Genomic DNA, 14,293 nt, shown 5'->3' with positions numbered 1-14,293 from the left:
GCATTAAACGTCAGGGCAGCATATCGCCTTGCATACCGGATGGATTCGCGCTGTAGTACCCTAAATGTCCGCCATGAAGCCGGAGAGCGGAAGGGGCATAAATGAGGGGTTGAGATGTCACGCATTCACCTGGCAGTAGCGACAGCAGGCGTAAGTCTGGCCGCCATGCTTTTCGGCATGGAAAGCGCCTGCGCACAGGCGACCACCGAGGTTGTGGTCAAGGGGGCCTTGCGTCCGCGCCCGGTCGATGCACCGCCGCCGATTAATGTTTTCGTCAAGCGCCCGCGCATCGAGCAGGTAGCCCTGTCCCCGGACGGGTCGCAGATTGCCTTCGTGACCTGGGTCGAAAGCTACCGCGCACTGATAACCTATCGTGTGGCTGACAGGAGCAACCGGGTCGTAAAGCTCAATCCCGGTACTGTTTCCGCCATTTCCTGGGCGGATGACGATCATGTGTTGATCTCGACCACGCGCACCGGTCTGCGCGGCACCTGTGAAGGTGCGGTGCAATCCAGCCGTGACGCGGCATCCAGCCATATCAACCGGCCAGAAACCGATACGGCCAAGGAGGGCAGCGCCGCTGAAGCCATGGCGCAGCTCTCACTGATGGAATCGCTGAAAACGCCAGGCTGCGTCTATTATGGTATCCGCGCCCAGACCGCCGTGACCTCGGTGAATGTGTCCGAGCGCGCCGGCACGGATCTGGGCGCGCGCCTGAGCGAATACGCCAATCTGGCACTCGGTACACCAGAACCTGTCGTGGTGGACGGCAAGGTGCAACTGATCGGGCCCTATCTCGAACTGCGACAGCAATCGGTGGGCGGACAACCCACCCAGCGCGTCTATCTGTGGCGCAGTGATCCGCAAACCGGGCTGGGCAAGCTGGTTGATGATGGCGGTGGCGATCTGGACCGGGAGCATCGCTATGTCGATGACTGGCTGCTCGACAAACAGGGTAATATCACCGCCCGGTCGGTCTATAATTTTACCAGGGAACAATTCACCATCGAGCGCAAGGTGGATGGCGAGCGCAAGGTGGATGGCAAGTGGAAGCCGGCGCTGACGCGAAAGATAGAAGACCGCGCCACCGCCTTCGCGCCCTTCATGGTCGGTTTGGGCCGCGACGGTCAGTCGATCGTGATCTTCGATGCCGAACCCGGCACCAGCGGCGCCGACCGGCGGTTTCATTATTACGAACTGGCGGCGGACGGCACATTGTCGGCGCCGCTGGAGCCGGGCGATGCCACGCGCGACCGGCCGATTTTCAATCCCGAAACCGGACGGCTGGCGGGCTTTGTCCAAACCGGCGAGGCCCCGGAATACAGCCTGAGCGATCCCCTTATGAGCGAGCTTTACCGGAAGGCGCAGGACGCGGCGCCGGGACAGGCGGTCACGGTCGTTTCGACGGCGCGCGATCCGCACCGCATGATCATCTTCGCCCAGGGGGCGAGGAGCCGGGCGCCTATCATTTCATCGATTTCACGACCGGGAAGACACTGGAAATCGGTGATATCCACCCGGAAGTGCCATCGGAATGGGTCGCCTCGCAAAAGAGCGTCAGTTACAAGGCAAGCGACGGTCTGGAGATTGGTGCCCTGCTGACCCTGCCGCCGAAACCGGAACCGAAGGGTCTGCCGCTGATCGTCCTGCCGCATGACGGGCCGCAGGCGCATGACAGTCGCGGGTTTGACTGGCTGGCCCAGGTGCTGGCTTCGCGCGGCTATCTGGTGCTGCAACCCAATTATCGCGGGTCGGATGGCGCGGGACCGGCTTTCATGGCGGCGGGCAAGGGCCAGTGGGGGCGACGGATGCAGTCCGACCTGGCCGATGGTGTTCGTTATCTGGTCGGCCAGGGTCTGGCCGATCCGGCGCGGGTCTGTATCATCGGCAATGGGTATGGCGGTTACGCGGCGCTGGAAGGTGCCACGACGCCGGAGACCTGGCGCTGCGCGGCTTCGCTCGGCGGCATTTCCGATATCGGCGATTATGTAGGCTGGGTGAAGAGCAAGCGATCCGTACCCGACCCGGACCAGATCGCCAGCCTGACGGCGGACCCCGTATGGCCGCGCGCCTTTTCGCCCGATCCGGGGTCCGTATCGATCGTTACAGGCTATCTGGGTGATCCCTCCGGCTGGAGCGCCCTGTCGCCGCGCAACCAGGTGGCCGATATCAAGGCGCCGGTCCTGCTGGTGCATCAGGCTGATGATCGCTCGGTGCCGGTGCGCCAGAGCAAGGTAATGCGGGATGCGCTTCAAGCCGCAGGCAAGGCGGTGACCTATACCGAATTGCCGGGCAGCGATCACGAACTGACGACCGAAGAGGCACGGTTGGCAACGGCTCAGGCGGTGGTGGATTTCCTGAAAATCTATAATCCGAATTGAATATCGCGGGAAAAGTGATGAGCGTTACGCTTTGAATTCGGATAGATACGCGGGAAACAGTCTTGCGCACCGGAGGTTTCATGTCAGTCACGTTCTCAGCCGATTTCGATGGCGGCAATATCGAGGTTTTGGGTGGGGAAGGCGGACAATGGGATCTGGCGATCCGGCCGGATAACGGCTCGCATTATTACCAGTGGTTCTATTTCCGCGTCGATGGCGCGGCCGGGCTCGACCTGACCCTGCGGATCACCAATGCCGGCGGTTCGGCCTATCCGGGCGGCTGGGAAAATTACCGGGCGCGCGTCAGTTCCGATAATGCCGACTGGCTCTGTACCGACACAAGTTATGACAATGGGGTCCTGACCATCCGGCACAAACCCGCCGGTGATACGGTGTGGTTTGCCTATTTCGCGCCCTTCGACAGCCAGCGCCATCACGCCTTCGTGGAAAAGACGAAGACCCTGCCGGGCATGACGCATCGTGTGCTGGGCCAGACGCTTGATGGCCGCGACCTCGATCTCTTTACCCTCGGCAATGGCGCGGCCAAGATCTGGCTCTATGCGCGCCAACATCCCGGCGAAACCATGGCCGAATGGTGGATGGAGGGCGCCGTCGCCTTCCTGACCGGTAATGATCCGGCGGCGATGAGCTTGCGCGAAGCGGCCACCTTTTACATCGTGCTCAATATGAATCCGGATGGCAGCGCGCGCGGGCATCTGCGCACCAATGCCGCGGGCGTCGATCTCAACCGCGAATGGGCTGGGCCGACCATGGAACGCAGCCCGGAAATCCTCTACGTTTTGCAGGCCATGACGGATAGCGGTGTTGATTTCGCCATCGATGTTCATGGCGATGAAGCGATTCCACATGTCTTCATGGCCGGTTTCGAGGGCACGCCATCATGGACGGACGCGAGGGGCGCGCTTTACCAGGCCTATCTCGATCGCCTGCTGGCGCGCACGCCAGACTTCCAGACCAGGTTCGGCTACGATATTCCGGCGCCGGGCGCGGCTAACCTGGCGATCTCGACCAATGCCGTGGCCGAGCGCTTCAAGGCCATCGCCATGACGCTGGAAATGCCGTTCAAGGATCACAATGATGCGCCGGAGCCGGTGCGGGCATGGTCTGCCAGCCGGTCGTGCGCGCTGGGCGAAACCTGCCTCAGGGCGCTGGCCGATATTATCGATCAACTTAGTGATTAGCGTTTTCCAGCGCCCGCGACACGGCATCCTGAAGGTTCATCTGGAACTTCTGGCCGGCATAGTCCTGCTGGAGTTGTTGTAACTGCGGAATATCGAGATTGATGACCGTTTCCTGGCGGATGTCGCGGTTGTCGGCGGTATTGAGCACGACGCTGCCGATACGGCCGTCGCCCAGATCATGCAGGACGACCGTGCCGCCGTTTTCGCCAGGCAGATAGAGACCTGGTACGGAGCCGCCGAGATTGATGCCCGCGCCGGCGGCGCCGGCGAGTGACCCAGCGCCATCCGTGGTCTCGACCACCCCCTGGTCCGTCCAGGTCAGGTGCGATTGCAGGGCCTGCTGGCCGTCGACATAGGTGGTAATGATGGCGCCCAGGCCGAATTCGATGCCTGTGGGGGTGCGCAGGCCGCCGACCTGTTCTTTCAGTTCTTCCGGGCTTAAAGGCGCCACGCTGGCGGTCAGGTCTTGTGCCGGCACGACGGTTTCCTGAGCCACGGCGGGCGCGGCCAGCAGGACGGCAAAGAGGCTGAGAAGGATAGCGCGGGTCATGAACAGGCTCAGGGTGTGGTGGGCGAATTGCCGTTAATCATGGTCGATATCTGATAGATCGGCGGCAGTTCGCGGGTGAAACTGGACAGGGAGGCATCGCCCAGTGGCTGGCCCAGCGGGGCCAGCGCCCAGGGGCTCCATTCCTCGTCACGATTATACGGCACCTTGGCGGCGGATGAGGCATGAATGGCGAAGATGACACCATTCCAGATCTGTGAAAATTCGGCATTGCTGTAGGTGCGCAGGCCGCCGGCCGGATCGCCGATCAGAATCTTGCCATTGCGCGCGCCCTTGACGACGACGAAATGACGATAGGCGCCGGCTGTCACCACGGCTATGGCCGGGCGATTGATCTTTACAAGCTGGTCGAAGGTCAGCTTGTAGCCGTCGGCCTGGAAGCCGCGCGAGGACAGGTAATTCTTGATATCGAGCAGGGAGAAGCCAACCTTGCGGATCTTTTCCTGGTCGCCCGTGGCGTACATGGCCTTGAAGACCTCGGCCTCGGTGACTGGCATATTGTAGTGATAGTGCAGCAGGGTGGCCAGGGCAGCCGAGCCGCAGCTATAGTCGTACTGCTGGCGCACAACCGTGCGGAAGGGAATGTCCTTCATGCTGGTGACGGGCACCGAGAACATCATGCCGCCATCGGTCAGCATGGCCTGGGCGTGCGCCATGTGAGGCGCACCCGAACCCAGGGCAAGGCAGGCGGTGATGAGAGGCAGGGGCTTCATGGTGAAAGACTTTACTAGGGGAGCGGCGCGCCGGTCACGACAACGCTGATACTGCCTTGCAGATTGTTGTTATTGCCGGTGTTGGTAACAAAGTTGCCGACACCGCTGAAGCCGGTCAGCGCATTGCCGGAGAAATTGATGTCGCCGTTCTGGACCGTGCCGGCGACAATGGTGTTGCCGCTGTTGGTGGCGCTCAGATCCTGGTTGGTGATGACATTGGTTATCGCCCCTTCGGCGCTGATGCCGTCCAGTTCATCAGGCGCGAGCGGTGTGGGGGTATCGGCGTCCGGCGGGCTAACCGACAGGGTGGTAACTGGGGCCGCCTGGGCAAGCGCCGCAGCCGGGAGCAGGGCCGCCGTCAGGGCTAGCGCGGCAAGGCAAGTGGGAAACAGATATTTGGCGGACATGGCTGGTACACTTTCTGAAAGCGGACTTTGAGACACGCGGAAAGTAGAGCCGGGCACGGTGTTGTCGTGCCCGGCGCTCAGCCTATTGACCGAAGCTGATATTGGCGTTCGCTGAAAGGGCCGTGGCGGCCTGGTTGATGGAGCCGATGCCGGTATTCGAGCTGGCGGTCTGGACGCCTGAGAAGTTGGCGTATGAACCGCCGCGCGCCACGATATTACCGGTTGTGAGGTTACCTTCCTGGTCCTGATCGGCCGCACTCAGGCTGACGCTGGAGCCGGTCACGCTGGCCGACAGATCCTGATTGGTCAGGCTGATATAGGCGACATTTGTAGAGCTGTCCGTGTTGTTCGAATCGGTGACATTGCCAGAGCCCGAGCTGTCCGCGTTGTAGGAATCGGCAACGCTGGTGTTTGTCGAATTATTGGAATTATCATTGCCGGAGTCGGCCGTATTCGTCGAGTTATTCGAATTGTCGTTGCCCGAGTCGGCAAGGCTGGTATTGGTCGAGTTGTTCGAGTTATCGGTATTGTTCGTGGTATTGCCGGAATCGGCCGTATTGGTCGAGCTGTTGGAATTGTCATTTCCGAATCGGCCGTATTGACCGAGTTGTTCGAGTTGTCGTTGCCGGAGTCGGCGACATTCGTATTGATTGAATTGTCGTTGCCGGAATCGGCCGTGTTGGTCGAATTGTTCGAATTATCCGTAACCGAGTTATTGGAATTGTCGGTTACGGCATTGTTGGAATTGTCCGTGTTGGTGGTCGTATTGCCCGAATCGGCAACCGACACACCAAGTGTGGCAGAGTTGGTCGAGTTGTCATTGCCCTGATTGGAAGCGTCGGTGTTGGTGGTCGTGTTGCCGGAATCGGTGGCAGTGGCATTGCCGACATTATCGAGCGAGTTGTCGTTATAGGCATTGAGCGTGCCCGTCGAGCCGTCGTCTGCTTCATTGTGGATTTGCGCGTAAGCAGCGCCGGCCATCATCAGGCCAAGGGCCATGGCGGAAGCGGACGCAAGTAATTTGATGCTTTTGCTGGTCATTTGAGTGAACCTCGAATTCATGAATTCTGAAGGACCGTCCTTCACTTCATTAAATCGGGTCAAGCCAGAAAAGTTCCCTCGAAAAGTACCGGTTCGAGTATTTATTTTTCCTTATTAACCAAATACATAAGACTGTCCAATAATCGCAGAATATTGACTTGCTTTTTGGCTCAAATCAGTATTTGCGCCCTTAAAAACTCATGGGTGCTGCGACGACCATGCGCATGTCGGGGGCATCGCTGGTGACCCCGAATTCAAAATTATTGGTCAGGGTCATGCGGTCATTCACGCGGTAGGACCAGCCCATCAGAAGGGAGCCGACCTGAAGGCTGTTGGACTGCTGAATGGTGGTGCCGATCTGTGTCTTGGTCGGGAAGATGAAGCTGTGGCTGTAGCCGAATGACACCGAGAAGCGCGGATTGAGCGCCAGGCCGAAGCCCAGGCTGGCACTGATGGCATCACCCGGTTCGACACGGCCGACCATGGCGCCGCCGATTTCCTTGTTGATATCGCGCGGTACGTTGTGCAGATAGCTCAGGCTGCCGAAGATAACGCCCGGATCGCTGGGGTAAAGCATGGTGATGCCGCCTTCGATCGCCCAGAATCCCGACCCGGTGGCCAGACTGGTGGCGACGCCGAACTGATCATAGCCGACATCGTAGGGGCTGAGGCCGGTAGGGGGCTTGATGCGCGCATTGGCGACGAATATGGCGCGGCCGGGGCGGACCTCATTGAGCTGATAGCGCGCCGAGAATTCGACATCGCCGATCTGCTGGCCATCGAGTTCGCTGGTTCGGTTGATGGTCTCGTCGCGCTGTGCCAGGGTGGTGACGCGGTCATGACGATAGACATAGGGGATGCGGGCTTCCACCTCCAGCCGGCTGGTCAGGCCATAGCGCATGGCAACGGTGGCAACCGCCGAATCACGGTCGGCATCATTGGCCTCGATGACGCCCACCTGGATGCCGGGGACGATTTCGACACCGCGGAAGACCAGGCGGTTGGAACTGGACCGGACATAATCCAGCGACGGCGTGAAGACGAGTTTGCCTTTCGGGGTGAGAACCCCGACATGTTCCGGCAGGGCGGCGACCTCCTCGACCTTTTTGGGCGGCGGTGCGGCCCCGACCGGCTGTTGCGGCAGGGGATCAGGCCGCATGGGTTCGACCTGGGACACGGTCATGGCCGGCGCGCCGGATGTGGAGGTATCCGAACCGGAGAGGGCGCCGGGAGTGGAACTGGTATTTGGCGAAAGGCTGGCATAGGGCACGGCCGTGTCGCTCCCCGCCGGAGCATCGCTGCGGCCGGCCCGAATATCAGCGAGCAGGCCATCGCGTTCCGCCCGCAGCCTGTCGATTTCCGCCTGTTGGGTGGCCAGCGTTTTCTGCTGGTCGGCCAACTGTTGTTCTTGTGTGTTCAGTCGGCTTTCCTGAACTTGCAGAGCCTGTTTGATCTCAGCCAGGCGCCGGTCTGTGGCCTGGTCGGCGGCCAGGGCCGGGCGGGCCATAACGAGCAGGCCGGCGCCGGCCATCAGGGCAAGCAAACCGACGTTTAAGGGCGGCGCGTGTCTTTGGACGTGTCGCATGTACCTACTCCCCGGAAGGTTGCAGATTCGGGTCGACGGCCTGCGCCCGAAATGGCCTGTGCATGGGGGGCGGAGGTGTGGGCGCTGGGGGTGTGGGCGGCATTCCGGCAAGCCGTGTCTGATGGATATCGACACCGTTATCGATCAGGCTGGCCAGCTTTTCCCGCGCCCGGTTGACGCGGCTTTTTAAGGTGCCGACCGGGCAATTTGCCAGTTCGGCAGCCTCTTCATACGAACATCCCGAGGCGCCGATCAGCACGAGCGCGGCACGGGCGTCGGGCGGCAGATGATCGAGCGCGGACAGCATGTCGTTATATTGCAGGCGCCATTCCTGCGAGGGGGCGACGCTCAACATGGCGGCCCAGCGCCCCTCTACATCCGCCACCGTATCGCGCTGCCGCGACAAATCATGGTAGAAGCAGTTCTGCATGATCTTGTAGAGCCACGCCTTGAGGTTGCTGCCTTCCTGGAAGCTGGCGCGGTAACACCAGGCGCGCGTGAGCGTCTCCTGTACCAGGTCGTCGGCTTCGCTGCGTGATCTGACGCGCGTGGCGGCCTGGATGCGCAGGGCCGGGATCAGGGCGATCATTGCGTCACGGAAGCTATCTGGTGAAGCCTGGCTGCCGGGCGAGTCATGTGTCGTCATTTGCGGCGCGTTGCCTGAAAGGGCGATGGATGCCGCATCACGCGTCGGCTTATCGGCCTGGTCCCTGTTCTGGCGCCAGTCATTAACATCGACTCTCATTGTTCTTCCCGCGTCTTCCTGCTTTTTGGGATTATTACGCGCACAAAATACCTGCCCAGGATGTCGATCGCCGGGTGATTATATTCGATTCAGCCCATACAAATGGATTTAAGCTGAGTCGAATATTTACTTAAAATTGGCTAAACTTCATGTATGCGATACTGTTTTACTAAGTATAACGCGACGCGACCGTGAGTCCGGTATGCTCCTCGGCGGTCAAACAGGAGGGCGCCGCCTCGGAATAAGTTAACACACCTTAATATAACGCAGTTTCTTTACAAGCGGAAGTCACTTTATTTTATCACAAATTCAATCAAATGGGGTATTTTGTGCCAAGGCGGGATTTTGGTTGGGAAGGGCTTCCTTTTAGCGGCATATCCCACAGGGTGCGTTTAATTTCATTTTGATAGTTGTTATTATAAATTAAAATTATTTCCAAATAAAAATAATTAAAATGGCATAAAAAAATAATATGGTAAAGTATTATAAATTTATAATAAAATATATTTCAAATACAATATCACTTTTTTTAATTATATATGCTTGTTGCCGCGATTGTTTCGGCGTTCAGGGGCGCTGGTCGCCGGCCTTGCGTCTACATCGATGTAGTTGATGCCGGGGAAGCTGAAATCGTGATCACAATGGGGCGGCGTCAAAAAATAGTCGCCATTCTGGGGAAGTCGGGAAAAAACAAAAACGTGATTGCGCATATATAACGCCTCTGATTGAGTGTTTTGGCGGTAAATTTGCGTCCGCGTGGCAGGCAGGAGCGGGTCTTGAGACGTTTTGTGTCCCGGAATGCAACAGCGGCGGCCCATATGTGGGCATGTGTCCTGGTCTTGCTTTTTACCGGCCTGTCAGGTCCGGCCCTGGCGAAAGCGGAGTGCCCCGTTAGCGGCCGCGTGCGATTCGCCGGGGTAAACTGGGAAAGCGGCGAGTTCATTACTGCCGTCATGCAGGAGATCATCGAGCGCGGCTATGGGTGCGCCACCGAAACCGTGCCGGGCAATACCGTCACGCTCGAACAGGCCCTGGCCAATGACGACATCCAGATCCTGGCCGAGGAATGGGTCAGCCGCAGCGATGTGTGGAAAAAGGCGGCAGTTGAAGGCACGGTAAAAGCCATCGGTCACCCGTTTACCGAGGCGCGTGAAGGCTGGTATGTGCCGGACTATATGGTGCATGGTCCGGATGCCGTGGCTGCTGGCCTGAACAGTGTCGGCCAGCTTGCCGATTCGCATTATGTCGCCCTGTTCCGCGATCCGGAGCAACCCGGCAAGGGGCGGTTTCTCAACTGCCCCTCCGGCTGGACGTGCGAGGGCGTCAACAGCGCCAAGCTGAAAGCCTACGGGCTGACCGGCGCCTATGTCGATTTTCGTCCTGGCACCGGACCGGCCATGGATGCCGCCATTACTGCCGCCTATGCGCAGAAACAGCCGATCCTTTTCTATTACTGGTCACCAAGCCCGATCGCCGCACGTCTGAAACTGGTGCAACTGAAAGAGCCGCCGTGGTCGGCCGCCTGCTGGGCCGATCTGACCAGCCGGAATGGCCGACACACGCAAGGGTGCGCCGCACCGCCGGCCGATGTCGCCTATGGGGTATCGACCCCTTTTGCCGAAAGGGCCCCGGCCATCGCCGCGATGCTGGCGAAGGCGACCTTCCCCATCGATGACCTGAACGCCAACCTGGTGCGACGGGCCGACGGCAAGCTGACCGCGCGGGCGCAGGCGGTGTGGTTTCTGAAGGCGCGTCCGGACCTGTGGCGGCAATGGGTGGATGCGGACACCGCCGAACGGATTTCGACCAGTCTGGGCACGGCGGCGCCGGTGCCGAAATCAAATTTTCCGGCACGCTGGACATTGTCCATCCGCCAGCCGGTCAATGAGGCCGTGGCCGGGTTGGTGCGCGATCATGGCGCCGGGTTCCGGGCGCTGTCCAATGCCGGTTTGAGCGTCATCGTGGCGCTGGACAGCCTGTTCAATGTCATCCCGTGGTGGCTGCTGATCGCTTTTTTCATGGGCTTGGCCTGGCTGGGTACGCGGCGGATCGGCCTGACGACGGCGGTCGGTGGGCTGATGTTCGTCATGGGACTGCTCGGCTTGTGGAGCCTAATGACCCAGACCCTGACCCTTATGCTGATCGCCAGTTTTTTGTCCGTGCTGATCGGCTTGCCAGTCGGCATCGCCGCGGCAAAATCGCGCTGGATCAAGGGACTAAGCCAGCCGGTGCTCGATATCATGCAGACCCTGCCGGCCTTCGTCTATCTCATTCCTGCCCTGATGCTGTTTGGCCTCGGTAAGGTGCCGGCGATCCTGGCCACAGTCATCTACGCCCTGCCGCCGATGATCCGGCTGACGACCCTGGGCATCGAGCGCGTTGATCATGAGGTGCGCGAAGCGGGCGACTCGTTCGGTCTGACGCCGTGGCAGAGGCTGTGGCGGGTGGAACTGCCGCTGGCGCGCCCGACCCTGATGGCGGGCGTCAACCAGACCATCATGCTGGCGCTGTCCATGGTGGTCGTTGCCTCAATGATCGGGGCGCGCGGCCTGGGCGAGCTGGTGCTGAACGGTATCCAGACGCTCGACGTCGGCATGGGGCTGGAGGCGGGCCTGGGCATCGTCATCCTGGCCTTTGTGCTCGATCGGATAACGCAAGGCTTTGGCGGGAAAGGGGCATCGCATGATTGAGCTGCGCCACCTCACCAAGGTTTTCGGCCGCAAGGAAGCCGCCGCTTTGGCGATGGCGGAACAGGGCGCCGGCAAGGCGGACATCCTGACGGCGACCGGCTGCACCCTGGCCCTGCGCGACGTGACGCTCGATATCGCCGATGGCGAGGTCTGTGTGCTGATGGGCCTGTCGGGCTCCGGCAAGTCGACCTTGGTCCGTCATATCAACCGGCTGATCGAGCCGTCAGCCGGCGATATCCACGTCGATGGCGTGGATGTGCGGACGCTGGAGGCCGCGGCCTTGCGGGAATACCGTCGCCGCAAGGTCAGCATGGTGTTTCAGGGCTTCGGCCTGCTGCCGCATCTCGATGTGCTGGAGAATGTCGCCTTCGGCCTGGCGGCGCGGGGCGAGGACAGACAGACGGCGCACGACAAGTCACGGGAATGGATCGCGGCTGTGGGGCTGGAAGGTTATGAAAAGGCGCGGCCTGATGCGTTGTCGGGCGGCATGAAACAGCGTGTCGGGCTGGCGCGCGCCCTGGCGGTCGAGACCGGAATCCTGTTGATGGATGAGGCATTTTCGGCGCTCGATCCCCTGACCCGCGCCGACATGCAGGATCTGCTTCAGGGGCTGCAACAGCGGCTGAAGCGGACCATCGTCTTCGTTACGCATGATCTCGACGAGGCGTTGCGGCTGGGTAATCGCATCGCCATCATGAAGGACGGGGAGATCGTGCAGACCGGCACGCCGGCGGATATCCTTAGTCATCCGGCGGATGATTATGTTGCCCGGTTTGTGAAGATCAGGAACCGAGACTGAAAATACCGAATTCGGGCGCCGGGCTGATCCATTGCCGCTCGATTTTCCAGCCGGAGCCAGCCGCCAGCCGCGTCAGTGAGGCCGGCGTGAACTTGTGCGAATTTTCGGTGTGGAAGCGCTCACCGGTCTTGAAGGCGAAGGCATGGCCGGCCGCTTTTACGATCTGGTCCTTGCGCGAGACGAGGTGCATTTCGATACGTTCATAGACCGGATTCCAGACCGCCAGATGATCGAAGGCGTCGGGGTCAAAATTGCCGTCGAGTTCGCGGTTGATGCGGACCAACAGGTTCTTGTTGAATGCCGCAGTGACGCCTTTCGCATCGTCATAGGCGGCGACCAGCGTCGCCTCGTCCTTGACCATGTCGGCCCCCAGGATCAGGCGGGCTTTGTGGCCTAGTAGCCCGCGTACATTGCGCAGGAAGGTAACCGCCTCGGCATGGCTGAAATTGCCGATGGTCGAGCCGGGGAAGAAGCCGATCAGCGGCCGGCCTTTCAGGGCGCTGGGCAGGGAAACGTCAGAGGTAAAGTCGCCGACCACCGGCGTCACCGCCAGTTTTGGATAGGCTGCCTTCAGGCGCAGGGTGGCCTGGCGCAGGGCGTCCTCGCTGATATCGATCGGCACATAACCGGTGATTTGCGGCGCGGCATCGAGCAGCAGGCGCGTCTTTTCGCTGGCGCCGCTGCCGAATTCGACCAGCACGGCATCGGCGGGAATACCGGCCGTCAGTTCCGGGGCGATGCGGGTGAGCAGGGCCGTTTCGGTGCGGGTCGGGTAATATTCGTCGAGCCGGCAGATGGCCTCGAACAGTTCGGAGCCTGTGGCATCATAGAAATATTTCGGCGACAGGGATTTTTGCCGGGCGGAGAGGCCGCCCACCACATCGGCGGCAAAGCCGTCGTCAGAAACATCGCCAGTCGTGCCGGCGGAGATATCACGCGCCAGCCGCAGGCCGGACCGCACCCAGCGCTTTTCCGGTGCGAAGAAATTGCGGTAGGTAAGGCGCGCATGGCCGGCGGGGGTGAAGGCGGAGCCGCCGCGCAGCACCATCTGGCCGCTCATGAACTTGCCATTATATTCGCCGACCGCCCCGGCGCCAGGCTGAAAGCCGGGGTAAGGGAGATAGGCGCTGCCGGTCCATTGCCAGGCAACGTCATCCACCTGTTCCAGCACGCCGTCGGCGGCCGCGGCCTCCCATTCGGCCTCGGTGGGCAGACGCGCCCCGGCCCAGTGGGCATAGGCGCCGGCCTCATAATAGCTGATGTGCGTCACCGGCGCGTCAAAGGCGATGGCTTGCGGGCCGCGCAGGGTCATTTCCTGCCAGTCATTGCCATCGGCTTGCCAATAGAAGGGCGCATTCCAGCCGTGGGCCTGTACCTGCGCCCAGCCATCGGAGAGCCACAGATCGGCACGATTGTAACCGCCATCAGCCATGAATGCCAGCCATTCACCATTGGTAACCAGGCGGTCGCTGATTTCGAAAGGCTGCAACCAGGTGCGATGGCGCGGGGCTTCATTATCAAAGGCGAAGCCTGTGCCCGTGTGGCCGATCTCGACCAGGCCACCCGGCCGGAGCTGGAAGCGGCCATGCCTGCCGCCGGCATCGGCCGGGGTGCGCGGGCAGTAGGCCGGTTTCAGCGGCGATTGCGCCAGCAGGTGCAGCCCGTCCATCAGGATCAGTTCCTGATGTTGCTCTTCATGGGCGATACCCAGGCGGATCAGGTCTTCGGTTTCGGCCGGCAGATCGGATTGCAGCAGGTGGTTCATCGCCTGATCGACATGGGCGCGATAGGCCAGGATATCGGCGAGTGGCGGCCTGGTCAGCAGGCCGCGCTGCGCTCTCGGCTGGCGGGGGCCAAGCGCCTCATAATAGGAGTTGAACAGATAGGCATAGGCCGGATCGAACACCCGGTAGCCGGGCTGGTCCTTCAGCAGAAAGGTTTCGAAAAACCAGGTTGTGTGCGCCAGGTGCCACTTGACCGGGCTGGCATCGGGCATGGATTGCACCACCATGTCTTCGGCCGTCAGGGGCGCGATCAGGGCCAGGGTATGGGCGCGCATTTTCGTGAAGGCGCAGGACAGCGGACTGTGTTCGGTCGTCTTTTCCGTTATCGGGTGGTGAACGGTATCCATGCCTGGCCCCTTTTGATTTTTGTCGCTGACT

At 60.7% G+C, this 14,293-nt stretch carries 13 protein-coding genes; 5 read left to right on the top strand and 8 right to left on the bottom strand.

The features are described from left to right. The first annotated feature begins 114 nt into the window (after positions 1-114). The 3 genes from NVV72_03910 (at position 115) to NVV72_03900 (ending at position 3,583) form a co-directional block, all read left to right on the top strand. A complete protein-coding gene (locus NVV72_03910) occupies positions 115-1,602 on the top strand; it encodes a hypothetical protein (GenBank protein MCR6658513.1) in 1,488 nt (495 codons plus the stop codon). Further along, positions 1,524-2,381: a prolyl oligopeptidase family serine peptidase gene (locus NVV72_03905; protein ID MCR6658512.1), complete on the top strand. Its 858-nt coding sequence runs from the start codon at positions 1,524-1,526 to the stop codon at positions 2,379-2,381. The genes NVV72_03910 and NVV72_03905 overlap by 79 nt, the downstream gene beginning before the upstream one ends. Before the next feature lie 80 nt (positions 2,382-2,461). Continuing rightward, on the top strand, positions 2,462-3,583 hold the full coding sequence (locus tag NVV72_03900; GenBank protein MCR6658511.1) for a M14-type cytosolic carboxypeptidase: 1,122 nt from the start codon (positions 2,462-2,464) through the stop codon (positions 3,581-3,583). Here the strand turns inward: NVV72_03900 and NVV72_03895 are convergent. The 7 genes from NVV72_03895 to NVV72_03865 form a co-directional block, all read right to left on the bottom strand. Then, a complete protein-coding gene (locus NVV72_03895; protein ID MCR6658510.1) occupies positions 3,573-4,133 on the bottom strand; it encodes a hypothetical protein in 561 nt (186 codons plus the stop codon). The genes NVV72_03900 and NVV72_03895 overlap by 11 nt on opposite strands. An 8-nt stretch (positions 4,134-4,141) precedes the next feature. Then, positions 4,142-4,864: a C39 family peptidase gene (locus NVV72_03890; protein MCR6658509.1), complete on the bottom strand. Its 723-nt coding sequence runs from the start codon at positions 4,862-4,864 to the stop codon at positions 4,142-4,144. 14 nt (positions 4,865-4,878) lie between these two features. Further along, entirely contained in the window at positions 4,879-5,271 is a 393-nt protein-coding gene (locus NVV72_03885; GenBank protein MCR6658508.1) for a hypothetical protein, read from the bottom strand. A gap of 82 nt (positions 5,272-5,353) precedes the next feature. Next, positions 5,354-5,554, bottom strand: coding sequence for a hypothetical protein (locus tag NVV72_03880; protein ID MCR6658507.1), 201 nt, complete (start codon positions 5,552-5,554; stop codon positions 5,354-5,356). A 23-nt stretch (positions 5,555-5,577) separates the two neighbouring features. Next, positions 5,578-6,312, bottom strand: a complete 735-nt coding sequence (locus tag NVV72_03875; protein MCR6658506.1) for a hypothetical protein — start codon at positions 6,310-6,312, stop codon at positions 5,578-5,580. A gap of 190 nt (positions 6,313-6,502) precedes the next feature. Next, a complete protein-coding gene (locus NVV72_03870; protein ID MCR6658505.1) occupies positions 6,503-7,897 on the bottom strand; it encodes a transporter in 1,395 nt (464 codons plus the stop codon). Positions 7,898-7,901: 4 nt separating this feature from the next. Beyond that, the gene (locus NVV72_03865) at positions 7,902-8,642 is read right to left on the bottom strand and encodes a sigma-70 family RNA polymerase sigma factor (GenBank protein MCR6658504.1); all 741 of its coding nucleotides are present in this window, start codon (positions 8,640-8,642) and stop codon (positions 7,902-7,904) included. Between the two features lie 818 nt (positions 8,643-9,460). On the opposite strand from NVV72_03865, the gene NVV72_03860 reads away from it, so the two are divergent. Together NVV72_03860 and NVV72_03855 are read left to right on the top strand one after the other, a co-directional pair. After that, complete coding sequence (locus NVV72_03860) at positions 9,461-11,332, top strand: ABC transporter permease subunit (protein ID MCR6658503.1); 1,872 nt, start codon at positions 9,461-9,463, stop codon at positions 11,330-11,332. Continuing rightward, complete coding sequence (locus NVV72_03855; protein ID MCR6658502.1) at positions 11,325-12,131, top strand: betaine/proline/choline family ABC transporter ATP-binding protein; 807 nt, start codon at positions 11,325-11,327, stop codon at positions 12,129-12,131. The genes NVV72_03860 and NVV72_03855 overlap by 8 nt, the downstream gene beginning before the upstream one ends. Here the strand turns inward: NVV72_03855 and egtB are convergent. After that, positions 12,115-14,262, bottom strand: coding sequence for an ergothioneine biosynthesis protein EgtB (gene egtB, locus NVV72_03850; protein ID MCR6658501.1), 2,148 nt, complete (start codon positions 14,260-14,262; stop codon positions 12,115-12,117). The genes NVV72_03855 and egtB overlap by 17 nt on opposite strands. Between the last annotated feature and the right edge of the window lie 31 nt (positions 14,263-14,293).

It is taken from the genome of Asticcacaulis sp. (assembly GCA_024707255.1).
GTDB lineage: Bacteria > Pseudomonadota > Alphaproteobacteria > Caulobacterales > Caulobacteraceae > Asticcacaulis.
Note: the sequence above shows the minus strand (reverse complement) of the source record. Positions and strands in the feature narration are given on the sequence as shown.

Coding starts and splice junctions, on each gene's coding strand:
- NVV72_03895 (MCR6658510.1), bottom strand. CDS start 4,133: ATGACCCGCGCTATCCTTCTCAGCCTCTTTGCCGTCCTGCTGGCCGCG.
- NVV72_03900 (MCR6658511.1), top strand. CDS start 2,462: ATGTCAGTCACGTTCTCAGCCGATTTCGATGGCGGCAATATCGAGGTT.
- NVV72_03870 (MCR6658505.1), bottom strand. CDS start 7,897: ATGCGACACGTCCAAAGACACGCGCCGCCCTTAAACGTCGGTTTGCTT.
- NVV72_03890 (MCR6658509.1), bottom strand. CDS start 4,864: ATGAAGCCCCTGCCTCTCATCACCGCCTGCCTTGCCCTGGGTTCGGGT.
- NVV72_03855 (MCR6658502.1), top strand. CDS start 11,325: ATGATTGAGCTGCGCCACCTCACCAAGGTTTTCGGCCGCAAGGAAGCC.
- NVV72_03910 (MCR6658513.1), top strand. CDS start 115: ATGTCACGCATTCACCTGGCAGTAGCGACAGCAGGCGTAAGTCTGGCC.
- NVV72_03865 (MCR6658504.1), bottom strand. CDS start 8,642: ATGAGAGTCGATGTTAATGACTGGCGCCAGAACAGGGACCAGGCCGAT.
- egtB (MCR6658501.1), bottom strand. CDS start 14,262: ATGGATACCGTTCACCACCCGATAACGGAAAAGACGACCGAACACAGT.
- NVV72_03860 (MCR6658503.1), top strand. CDS start 9,461: ATGTGGGCATGTGTCCTGGTCTTGCTTTTTACCGGCCTGTCAGGTCCG.
- NVV72_03875 (MCR6658506.1), bottom strand. CDS start 6,312: ATGACCAGCAAAAGCATCAAATTACTTGCGTCCGCTTCCGCCATGGCC.
- NVV72_03885 (MCR6658508.1), bottom strand. CDS start 5,271: ATGTCCGCCAAATATCTGTTTCCCACTTGCCTTGCCGCGCTAGCCCTG.